Origin of the sequence: uncultured Dialister sp. (assembly GCF_900538805.1) — a bacterium.
Lineage (GTDB): Bacteria > Bacillota > Negativicutes > Veillonellales > Dialisteraceae > Dialister.
Genome location: NZ_UPZP01000129.1, coordinates 1 through 5,080, shown reverse-complemented (window position 1 = coordinate 5,080; position 5,080 = coordinate 1). Strand labels below are relative to the sequence as shown.

Sequence of the window (5,080 nt, the reverse complement as noted above, 5' to 3'; positions counted from 1 at the left end):
CTCCTTAAATAGCTCGCTATTCGCGTCGACTTATTCCTTGCATTAAATAAAAATACAAGAATGAAATCCGATAACGATTTAATCAGCGCTTCCCTAGCACTCAAATAAATTTGATTTCAAGCTCCTTCCCCAGACCATGGGCAATCTTGTTCAGAGTAGCAATCGAGGGTAATGACTGACCCTTTTCAATCCTGCTGATATTAGACTGACGGATGCCGGTACGCTCTGCCAGCTCTGACTGCGTAAGATGCTGTTCATTCCGTGCTTTCAGCACCATCATCATCAGCCGGTACTCCAGCTCATGATCATCCCATTCCTTTTTGAAATCAGGATCCTTCATCTGTTCTTTCAGATATCTGTCGAAATCATCCATTACACTCACCTCCTTACCTTCCAAAGCGCCTGAAATAATCCGCTCGGATATCTTTCGCCCGCTGCAGCTCTCGTCTCGGCGTTTTTTGTGTTTTCTTAATAAAGCCATGCGTCAGGACCGCTCGATTTCCAATAATGAAGAAATACATAACACGGCTGATATTTGTGCCTGATTTCGCGCGAAGCTCAAAAATGCCATCCTCCAACGATTCTGACAACGGCATTCGAAGAGAAATACCCATATCCTGCAGGGCCTGAATCGAACGAAGCATTTTTTGCCGCATCTTAATGTCTAAGCCGTCTAAAAACTCCTTCACCGGAACCCGTCCGGTCTAGTCCTCGTAGAATTTAATTTCCATAAGAAATATTCCTTTCTTGATATATTATATATCAAGAAAGGAATATGAGCAAGACGAATAAAATTTACCAGAAAGCTTCAGAAGGGAGAAAGGGTTATAGGATTCAGAGGGAAGGTGGACGGGCCTTTGTCCCCGAAGGTTGTGGCCACCTATCGGCGGTGGGTGGTGGGCGTCTTTTAATTCGTATAAGACGCCTCTTATGATAAAACCCTCACAACCGCCCTTGCGGGCGAAAGGGAAAACAGGCCAACCGGGCTTCGCCCGATGGAAATGCCTCCCCCTTTGGTACCTTCGGTACCACCTTCCCACCCGCCAGCGGTGGGACTATGGACGCTAGGCATTGTGCCACATGTCTCTGTGGGGAAGCATAGAGCGGTTTATTCTGCCCCCTGAATAGGGTGGCAAAGGAACTGGATTTGTAGGGAAGCAAAGCGACCCGAAAATCCAGTGACATGCTTTCCCGTGGAGGAAGTCCGGCGAAGCCGGATAGGGGGGTAGCCCCCGGAGGTGGCTAATCACCGTAATGCTTTTCACAACATATGAAATCAAGGCAAAGTGCAGAGCAGACTTCCCCCTCCGGGGGAAGTACCGCCGCAGGCGGGGATAGGGGTGTATTTCCCTCGCGCCAAAGGCGCGGTTGTATGGTTTTCCCCGCCCGCAGGGCGGTTTGCCTGTTTTCCCCGGACGACAGCCCGGTTGTAAAGGTTTTATACAAACTGGCGGCGCAGCCGCCCACCACAACCCTCGCGCCATAGGCGCGTCAAACCTTAGAACCTTTTGAACACTGTGAACCTTCACGCCCGCAAGGCATGTCCATAAAAAAATTCCCTGACACCATAGGGCATCAGGGAAAAACATATCATACCAATGACAACTTACCTGTCAGAATCGCTGGGAATCTTGGAACCTTTATTATTGAAGACTGTATCCTGGGTTTCCAGAATCTTTTCAGCTTTATACGCAGCCGCCGGGCTGTCCTTTTTCAGGTTCTCCACTCCCTCGGTGATCTCCTCATCCAATACCACGCCTTTTTTGATTTCTTTATCCACTTTCTCCATGATAAAGACCTCCTTTGTAAGACCATTGGAATCATTCCGATCTCCAGTTATATTATAATACTTATGTAAGACTTATGTAAGGAAATGTTAAGTAGCCGCTCCGCGACCCGGAATGACAGTGGGAAGTACGCAGCGCAGTCTGACATCTGATTTCTGACTTCTAACATCTAATCCACGCCCGCAGGGTGTATCCATTTTATCTGCCACAATTATGGTATAATAGCGGTATAGAAAGGATGTGATTTTATGCCTAAGATTATCCCCATCAAAGACCTGAAGGACACAGGAAAAATGTCTGAACTCTGCCACAGCTCCCATGAACCGGTTTTTGTTACGAAAAACGGCTACGGAGACATGGTGCTTATGAGCATGGAAGTGTACGAAGAAATGCGCCGAAAAGAAAGCCTCTACCGGGAACTGGAAACTGCTGAAGCCCAGATAGCAGAAGGCAAGGTGGCACCGGCCAGAGAAGCACTGGCGGAATTGAGGAAGAAATATGGTCTATAAACTTCTGATCGCTGAGCAGGCAGAGAAGCAAATCGAAAAGGCCATAGCATATGTAACTGAAGTACTGAAAAATCCGAAAGCCGCTGCTGATATTCTGGACGATATTCTCCACGTCTACAATACCCTGGAAAAGGATGCTGCCAGCTTCGCCTTTTGTGAGGATAGTTACCTTCGTGCAAAAGGATACCGCAAATTCTCTCTTTATAAACATGACTACATTGTTATTTATCGCGTTAATGAAGATATTGTTTATATAGCAGGCTTTTTCCATATGCTTGAAAACTACAGAATGAAATTATAATAAATGAATGCAAAAGGCAGGAAGTGCTCCGACACTTCCTGCCTTTTTTACATTTCCCTACGCACGATGAACATGGAGTTCCTTCATCAAAGCGTCCTGAAGGACCTTTGAAAAATTAACCTTGTTCTTTGTCCCAAGCACATCAAGCCAGTGCGGGATGGTCACATTCTTTCTCACCGCCCTGGTATCATATTTCTCCCGATACGCCTGGGTATCGGCAGAGATAAGATTCACAAAGCCCCCTTCCGGAGCCTTCATTTCCTGCATGGCACTGGCCCGTGGAACCGGCGCTCCGTCCTCCTCCATAGACCACAGAGTCAGATTCAGCACATCCGACGCCATATCCAGCGCCTCCTCCAGCGTATCCCCCTCAGTCATGCAGGCATAGGAAGTATGATCCGTAATGTCAGGGAAATTTACAAGATACCCGCCTTCCTCAGCAGGTGTAAAAACGGCAGGAAATATATACTTCATATGACTCACCTCTCCATAGAAATACCGGCCTGTCTTAAGATTGCCTTAGCCGTGCCGGTCTTGACCTCCTTCGAATGGCGGCCGATAGGAAATTGACGATTCGTGATAGGGCTGTACCACATATCATGATTTCCTCCACTGCGAACAAATACACATCCGTGACTCTTAAGAATCTTAATCAACTCAGATGTTTTCATATCACCAGCTCCTGTATTTATTATAATACACATTTATGCGCATAGCAAATAAATGATTCAGACTGCATTGCCCTCGACGGTTATGATCCCTGAAAGGGGCAGAATAAACCGCTCTACACTTCCATCCGAATCATGCAGCACAACGCTGAGTACCCATAGTCCCACCGCGAAGCGGGTGGCAAGGGAACTGGATTCGTAAGGAGACGCAGTCGACTGAGAATCCAGTGACACGCTTCCTCCGATGGGAAGGTGGTGGCGCCAGCCACCAAAGGGGGCCGCCTTTCCCCCGCCCTTCAGGGTGGTTGTATGGTTTTCCCAGCCACCAGCCACTAGCTACCAGCCACAGTATAACAGGGAGATTTCTCCACTCCACTTCGCTACGGTCGAAATGACAATGTGGCGCAGCCCCTCGATCCCAATCCCAATCTTCGATCCCAGCTGCTTTGCGGCTGCGCGTGTTATTTCCACCTATATCCACAGTCTAGGCACTTCCTCCTTGGGCTGTCATTAGGGAAGCGCTGATTAAATCGTTGTCTGCTTTTATTCTAGAATTTTTATGCAATGCGAGGAATGGGACGACGCGAATAGCGAGCTATTTAAGGAGTCCTATGACGAAGCAGTGCATAAAAATTCTTATAAAAGCAGACTCTACGAATTAATCAGTGCTTCCCTAGATACCATACAGCCGCCCATGGCGGCTTTTCCTTTTTCTACTTCCTTTATAGCCTCTTCCGTGAGAAGGCCGTATAGAATAGGCACGGTGTGTACGGAACCGCATTTGGGACAGGGGATTTCTTTTTTCCGGAATTTTATTTTCATCATAACCTCCTACAGCGCCAGAGCTATCACTATGAAAACGATAATAAAGAAAAGAAACGCCCAGAATCCCCGGTGGCTTTCCTCCCCAGGCGGCGCAGGGAGCGGCGGATTTCCTCCTGCCTGCTGTCCCTTTGCCAGCGGGCATCCACAGAGGGGGCAGAAATTGACCGTACCGGACGCGCGGATGGTTCCTCCGCAGCGAGGACAGACCACGGTGTCCGGAGAAGGCGCCGCCTCTTCCTTATAGTAAGGAGCAAGCGGAGCGTGGCAGGCGGGGCAGCAGTCCCAGTACTTCCGCAGATGGTGACCGCAGCTGGGACACTCGGTGAGATACGGTTTCTCCGCCACAGGGTTCTTCTTTTTATAACTCTCATACTTCGTATAAGAAATCCCGGTGCCCGGGATTCCAAGAGTCGACCGCACGCCCTTCCTTCCGATATTCACCCGCGCCCCGCGGACGCCAAAGGACGTGCTGATGCCCCGCTTCCCCAGGTTCACCGTCACTCCGGGAAGTATTTTGATTCGTTTTTGAAATCGAAATCCCATAGGGTCTCCTTTCTGGCATGTTTTTCGTGGAAAAAGGTTCTTAAGATTAACCGGTCTTCGGCCAGAGGGTTCATTGTGCCACCGCTTGCGGGGGAAAGGTGGTACCGCTAGGTACCAAAGGGGGAAGGGTTGTGGTGGCGCCTTCGGCGATGAAGTTTTATAGGCCGCCTGGCAGCGACAGGATGTGGGCGGCCATTAAATTCATATAAGGCCGCCTCTTATAATAAAACCTTCACAACCGCGCCCTTGGCGCGATGGAAAACATGCAAACCAGGCTTCGCCCGATGGAAATGCACCCCTATCCCCGCCTGCGGCGGTACTTCCCCCGGAGGTGGAAGTCTGCTCTCCGCTTCCCTTCCCGCCTCCACCTGTCATCCTCGTATAGTAAGTGTAGGGCATGAAGTTAAATACTTCCATTGCCCACCTTGATGGGTAGGGAATCCTGGT

Annotated in this window: 9 protein-coding genes; 2 read left to right on the top strand and 7 right to left on the bottom strand. The window is 49.3% G+C overall.

Going from position 1 to position 5,080, the window contains the following annotated elements; genetic code table 11:
• Positions 1-100: 100 nt before the first annotated feature.
• From QZQ29_RS08830 to QZQ29_RS08820, 3 genes are all read right to left on the bottom strand, one after another.
• Complete coding sequence (locus QZQ29_RS08830; RefSeq protein ID WP_296962441.1) at positions 101-373, bottom strand: helix-turn-helix transcriptional regulator; 273 nt, start codon at positions 371-373, stop codon at positions 101-103.
• Between the two features lie 13 nt (positions 374-386).
• Positions 387-689, bottom strand: coding sequence for a type II toxin-antitoxin system RelE/ParE family toxin (locus tag QZQ29_RS08825; RefSeq protein ID WP_296962438.1), 303 nt, complete (start codon positions 687-689; stop codon positions 387-389).
• A gap of 917 nt (positions 690-1,606) precedes the next feature.
• Positions 1,607-1,789: a hypothetical protein gene (locus tag QZQ29_RS08820; RefSeq protein WP_296962436.1), complete on the bottom strand. Its 183-nt coding sequence runs from the start codon at positions 1,787-1,789 to the stop codon at positions 1,607-1,609.
• A 246-nt stretch (positions 1,790-2,035) separates the two neighbouring features.
• On the opposite strand from QZQ29_RS08820, the gene QZQ29_RS08815 reads away from it, so the two are divergent.
• Together QZQ29_RS08815 and QZQ29_RS08810 are read left to right on the top strand one after the other, a co-directional pair.
• Entirely contained in the window at positions 2,036-2,296 is a 261-nt protein-coding gene (locus QZQ29_RS08815; RefSeq protein ID WP_296962434.1) for a type II toxin-antitoxin system Phd/YefM family antitoxin, read from the top strand.
• On the top strand, positions 2,286-2,597 hold the full coding sequence (locus QZQ29_RS08810) for a type II toxin-antitoxin system RelE/ParE family toxin (RefSeq protein WP_273187333.1): 312 nt from the start codon (positions 2,286-2,288) through the stop codon (positions 2,595-2,597). Before QZQ29_RS08815 ends, QZQ29_RS08810 begins: the two co-directional genes overlap by 11 nt.
• 57 nt (positions 2,598-2,654) lie before the next feature.
• On the opposite strand, the gene QZQ29_RS08805 is transcribed toward QZQ29_RS08810, so the two are convergent.
• From QZQ29_RS08805 to QZQ29_RS08790, 4 genes are all read right to left on the bottom strand, one after another.
• Positions 2,655-3,071, bottom strand: a complete 417-nt coding sequence (locus QZQ29_RS08805; RefSeq protein WP_296962430.1) for a type II toxin-antitoxin system HicB family antitoxin — start codon at positions 3,069-3,071, stop codon at positions 2,655-2,657.
• A gap of 5 nt (positions 3,072-3,076) precedes the next feature.
• The gene (locus tag QZQ29_RS08800; RefSeq protein ID WP_296962428.1) at positions 3,077-3,268 is read right to left on the bottom strand and encodes a type II toxin-antitoxin system HicA family toxin; all 192 of its coding nucleotides are present in this window, start codon (positions 3,266-3,268) and stop codon (positions 3,077-3,079) included.
• A 648-nt stretch (positions 3,269-3,916) separates the two neighbouring features.
• Positions 3,917-4,090 carry a hypothetical protein gene (locus QZQ29_RS08795; RefSeq protein WP_296962425.1) on the bottom strand — a complete coding sequence of 58 codons (174 nt, stop codon included), beginning with the start codon at positions 4,088-4,090 and terminating at the stop codon, positions 3,917-3,919.
• Positions 4,091-4,096: 6 nt separating this feature from the next.
• Positions 4,097-4,633: a DUF4236 domain-containing protein gene (locus QZQ29_RS08790; RefSeq protein WP_296962423.1), complete on the bottom strand. Its 537-nt coding sequence runs from the start codon at positions 4,631-4,633 to the stop codon at positions 4,097-4,099.
• Positions 4,634-5,080 lie beyond the last annotated feature (447 nt).